The organism is Halovivax sp. (assembly GCA_007119345.1).
Classification (GTDB): Archaea; Halobacteriota; Halobacteria; order Halobacteriales; family Natrialbaceae; genus Halovivax.
On record SKPV01000016.1, the window covers coordinates 1 to 4,511 of the forward strand.

The 4,511-nt window shown below is 69.5% G+C and carries 6 protein-coding genes; 5 read left to right on the top strand and 1 reads right to left on the bottom strand.

Going from position 1 to position 4,511, the window contains the following annotated elements; all coding sequences use genetic code 11:
- Positions 1-697, top strand: a 697-nt coding sequence (locus QZT59_RS01345; protein WP_343195716.1) for an FAD-dependent oxidoreductase, incomplete at its 5' end; no start/stop codon positions are given.
- A gap of 67 nt (positions 698-764) precedes the next feature.
- On the opposite strand, the gene QZT59_RS01350 is transcribed toward QZT59_RS01345, so the two are convergent.
- A complete protein-coding gene (locus tag QZT59_RS01350) occupies positions 765-1,355 on the bottom strand; it encodes a flavodoxin domain-containing protein (RefSeq protein WP_290810276.1) in 591 nt (196 codons plus the stop codon).
- Between the two features lie 302 nt (positions 1,356-1,657).
- Here QZT59_RS01350 and QZT59_RS01355 point away from each other — a divergent pair, with 302 nt between their 5' ends.
- From QZT59_RS01355 to QZT59_RS01370, 4 genes are all read left to right on the top strand, one after another.
- The gene (locus QZT59_RS01355) at positions 1,658-2,017 is read left to right on the top strand and encodes a co-chaperone YbbN (protein WP_290810278.1); all 360 of its coding nucleotides are present in this window, start codon (positions 1,658-1,660) and stop codon (positions 2,015-2,017) included.
- Between the two features lie 5 nt (positions 2,018-2,022).
- Positions 2,023-3,126 (top strand): NAD(P)/FAD-dependent oxidoreductase, encoded by a 1,104-nt coding sequence (locus QZT59_RS01360; RefSeq protein WP_290810279.1) that lies wholly within the window; start codon positions 2,023-2,025, stop codon positions 3,124-3,126.
- Positions 3,127-3,151: 25 nt separating this feature from the next.
- On the top strand, positions 3,152-3,475 hold the full coding sequence (locus tag QZT59_RS01365; protein ID WP_290810281.1) for a DsrE family protein: 324 nt from the start codon (positions 3,152-3,154) through the stop codon (positions 3,473-3,475).
- Positions 3,476-3,649: 174 nt separating this feature from the next.
- Positions 3,650-4,511: ABC transporter ATP-binding protein (locus tag QZT59_RS01370; RefSeq protein WP_290810285.1), on the top strand; the 862-nt coding region annotated here is incomplete at its 3' end.

The following is a 4,511-nucleotide window of genomic DNA, read 5'->3' on the forward strand; positions in this document are numbered from 1 at the left end:
CCAGTACTTCCTGTCGACCGACGTCGAACTGAGCCGCGGCCACCAGGTCTACGCCGACGCCCCGTGGGCGCTGACGTCGATCTCCCAGCGCCAGTTCTGGACCGACGACGACCTCGACGAGCGCGGTCCGGCCGAGGTCGAGGGCGTCCTCTCGGTGATCGCCTCCGACTGGGACACCCCGGGAATCCTGTACGGCAAGCCGGCCAGGAAGTGTACCCGCGCGGAGATCGAGACGGAGATCTGGGAACAGCTGAAACTGTCGCTCAACGCGACCGAGACCCGCCTGACCGACGAGCTGCTCGTCGACTGGTTCCTCGATCCGGCGATCGTCGAGACCGACGGCGGCGTCGAAAACCGTTCGCCGCTGTTGATCAACACCGTCGGCTCGCTGCGCAACCGGCCGCCGGCCGACGTTGCCGTCGCAAACCTGACGCTGGCGAGCGACTACGTCCGCACGAACGCGGACCTGGCGTCGATGGAGTCGGCGAACGAGGCCGGCCGTCGGGCGGCGAACGCGATCTGCGAGCGCCGCGGAGTTCGGGGCCCGGAAGCTCGAATCTGGGACCTCGAGGAGCCCGCCGTGTTCGAACCGTTCAAACGCCAGGATCGGGTTCGGTACCGACTGGGCCTTCCCCATCCGGCGGCAGTGACCCAGTCGCTCCGGACGGTGCGGAGGCGACTGGCCGGGAGTGCCTGACGCCCCCGATCGTTCGAAATGCGCCCATCGCGCGAACGTCGTCGGCCGCGACGGGCGGCGCCCGGGGTCACCTCGCGTCGTCGACGCGCTCCTCGGCCGCCGGGGGGACGATCCCGAGGCGCCCTTCGACGAACGCGGCCACGTCGGCGGCGAACGCGTCGACCTCGTGCCAGTCCGTGAACTCGATATCGCCCGCCGCGTCGGGCTCGGGCAGCTCGTCGATCGTTCGCTTCGCGATCCCCTTCATCAGGAGCCGCTTGAGGAAGCCGTACTCCGAGTAGCGCAACGCGCCGCCGAACTGGCCGATCCGATCGGGGTGCCAGCCGGTCTCCTCGACGAAGGTCTCGACGTAACCCGCAGCCCGTTCGCGCCCCTCCTCGGTCGCTGACGACAGCGAGACCTGGAAGAACGCCGTGGGTCGCGCCGCGAGCGCGTCGCGGTTCGCCCCGACGAACGTCCGGACCGACTGCTGGTGTTTACCGGCGTGGATCGACGCGCCGATCACGACCGCGTCGGACGCCTCGACGTCGGGCGTCTCGTCGGCGACGGCGATCGCCGTGGCGTCGTGGCCGCGATCGGCGAACGCGTCGACGATCCGGTCCGCGACGGTCGCGGTCTGTCCCTCGCTCGTCCCGTAGCACACGAGTATCGAGGCCATCGGGGCGACGTACCCCGGGCAGGGGCATAAACGGTCGAACGGGGACGTACCCGTATGTGTTGTATTAGATGAGCAATACTGGGGCCGGGCGCGTTCCGATTCTTCTCCCCGAGTCGACTCTCGAAATCGGTCACCCGGGCCGATCAAACGCGTGAACGAGCGTCACACGTCGCCGTCACCATTACCTCGGAATCGTCAGTCGCCGTCACCACCACCTCGGAATCTTCGCCACCACCTCGGCGCATCTGTATTGTACAATACACACAAAACCTTTAAACACCGTCGGTCCCTACGATAGATCGATGACAACCGACGCGTACGCCGGACCGAACGCGGAATCGACCGACGAACCGCTCCCCGTCGAGAGCGCGGCCCACCTCGACGCGATCGTCGACGAGCACGACGTCGTGCTCGTCGACTTCTTCGCGACGTGGTGCGGGCCGTGTCAGATGCTCGAACCCGTGCTCCGCGGGCTGGCCGCGGAAACCGACGCCACGATCGCGACGGTCGACGTCGACCAGCACCAGGCGCTCGCGGCCGAGTACGGCGTCCGGGGCGTCCCCACGCTGGCGCTCTTCGTGGACGGCGAGCAGGCGGAACAGCACACCGGCGCGCTGCCGGCGGACCGACTCCGCGACCTGATCGAGGGCTACGCCGAGTGAACGACGTGACCGACACCCACGACGGCGTCGAACCGGTTCGCGACGTCGCGATCGTCGGCTCCGGCGTCGCCGGCCTCTCGGCGGCGATCTACGTCGCGCGGGCCGACCTCGAGCCGCTCGTGCTGGAGGGCCCGGAGCCGGGCGGTCAGCTCACGCTGACGACCGAGGTCGAGAACTACCTCGGCTTCCCCGAGGGCGTCGGCGGGATGGAGCTGATCCGGCGCGGCAAGGAGCAGGCCGAACGGTTCGGCGCCGAGTTCGTCCACGGGACCGTCGAGGCGGCGGACCTGGACGGGCGCCCGTTCGAACTCGAACTCGCCAACGGCGACACGCTCTACACCCGGGCGCTGATCGTCGCGACCGGCGCGAGCGCCCGCTGGGTCGGCGCCGAAAACGAGGACGAGCTGATGGGCTACGGCGTCTCGACCTGCGCGACCTGCGACGGCGCCTTCCACCGCGGCGACGACGTGCTCGTGATCGGCGGCGGCGACAGCGCGATGGAGGAGGCGCTCTTCCTCGCGAAGTTCGCCGACTCGGTGACGGTCGTCCACCGTCGCGACGAGCTGCGCGCCTCCGAGATCATGGCCGGTCGCGCCCGCGAGCACGAGCAGATCTACTTCCGCTGGAACGCCGAACTGCTCGAGATTCACGGCTCTCGGGAGGACGGCGTCACCGGCGCGACGCTGGTGAGCCACCCCGACGGCCGCCCGACGGAGAAACTCGGGACGGACGCGGGCGAGGACGTCGCCCGAGAACGCGTCGACGTCGGCGGCATCTTCTACGGCGTCGGCCACGTTCCCAACACGGACTTCCTCCGGGAGACGCCCGTCGACCTCGACGACGACGGTCACCTGCCGACCGAGACGGGGATGACGACCCGGACCAACGTGCCCGGCGTCTTCGGCGCCGGCGACGTGATGGACCCGCGGTACCGGCAGGCGGTCACGGCCGCCGGCACGGGCTCGATGGCCGCGCTGGACGCCGAGGCCTGGCTCGACGCCGAGGCCGAGCGGGCTGGCGGGGACCGCGCGGACGGAGAGCGGGCCGACGGCGACCGCGGGAACGACGAGCGAGCCGACGGCGAGGCGCCCGAGGCACTGGCCGATTGATAACCCTGCGGACCGTCCCTCACCCATGCACCTGGGACTGATCGTCGAGACGGCCGACCCCGAACGGATCTGGAACGCGTTCCGGCTCGCCAACGAGGCGCTCGCAGCCGGCCACGAGGTAGAGACGTTCCTCCTCGGCGACGGCGTGACGGCGCCCGACCTGGAGGCGGAGAAATTCAATCCCCGCGGCGTCGTGCGCAAGTACGTCAACGAGGACGGCGAGCTGCTCGCCTGCGGAACGTGCCTCGACTCGCGCGACCTCGAGGCGGGCGAGCTCCGCCCGCGGGCGACGATGGGCGACCTGCTCGAGATCGTCGAGACGGCCGATCGCGTCCTCACGATCGGGTGAGGGCGGGCGGCGTGCGTGCGGTTCGCTTCCGTTTCGGACCCGGCGCCGGTCGACACGTTCCGCGCCGTGACGGTCAGGGAGATGACACACGGCGTTTTAATCCGACCCTCACATATAGTCGCTCGAGACGGTCGCAGCGGTGGAATCCGTCGTTCTCGACCCAGGTGGTAACACGTGTCCCGACAACTCGAAGCAACCGAGACGGAACCGACTCCCGAACCGGCGGCGATCAGCCTCGAGGGGCTGACCAAGCGGTACGGGGACGTCGTCGCGAACGACGACGTCACGTTCGACGTCGGGGCGGGCGAGATCTTCGGCTACCTCGGTCCGAACGGCGCCGGGAAGACGACGACCATCCGCCTCCTGCTCGGGCTCATCAAGCCGACGGCGGGAACCGCCGAGGTCCTGGGCGCCGACATCCGCGACCGACGTGCGCTCACCGAGGCGAAGGCGAACCTCGGTTACCTGCCGGACGAGCTCGGGTTCGAGGAGCGACTGACGGGCCGGGAGGTCCTCGAGTACTTCGCGCGGATGCGCGGCGACGAGCGCCGCGACGAGCTGCTCGAGCTGTTTCGCCCGCCGCTCGATCGCCCGGTCGAGACGTACTCGTCCGGGAACCGGCGGATGCTCGGGATCGTCCAGGCGTTCATGCACGACCCGGACCTGGTGATCATGGACGAGCCGACCGCGGGGTTGGATCCGCTCAAGCAGGACCGCCTGCACGCGTTCATCGAGGGCGAGCGCGACGCCGGCAAGACGATCTTCTTCTCCTCGCACGTCCTGAGCGAGGTCCAGCGCGTCTGCGATCGCGTCGGCATCATCCGGGACGGCGCGCTGGTCGACCTCGAAGATATCGACGACCTGCTCAAGCGCAGCGGCAAGCGCGTGTGGGTCCACCTGGCGGAGCCGGTCGAGGAGGCGCGCTTTCGCACCGACGACATGATCGACGTCGAGGTCGTCGACCGGGCGGTCCAGTTCACCTACACCGGCGACTACAACGCGCTGATCGACCACCTGGGCGGGTTCGACGTCCGGG

Coding starts and splice junctions, on each gene's coding strand:
- QZT59_RS01350 (WP_290810276.1), bottom strand. CDS start 1,355: ATGGCCTCGATACTCGTGTGCTACGGGACGAGCGAGGGACAGACCGCG.
- QZT59_RS01355 (WP_290810278.1), top strand. CDS start 1,658: ATGACAACCGACGCGTACGCCGGACCGAACGCGGAATCGACCGACGAA.
- QZT59_RS01365 (WP_290810281.1), top strand. CDS start 3,152: ATGCACCTGGGACTGATCGTCGAGACGGCCGACCCCGAACGGATCTGG.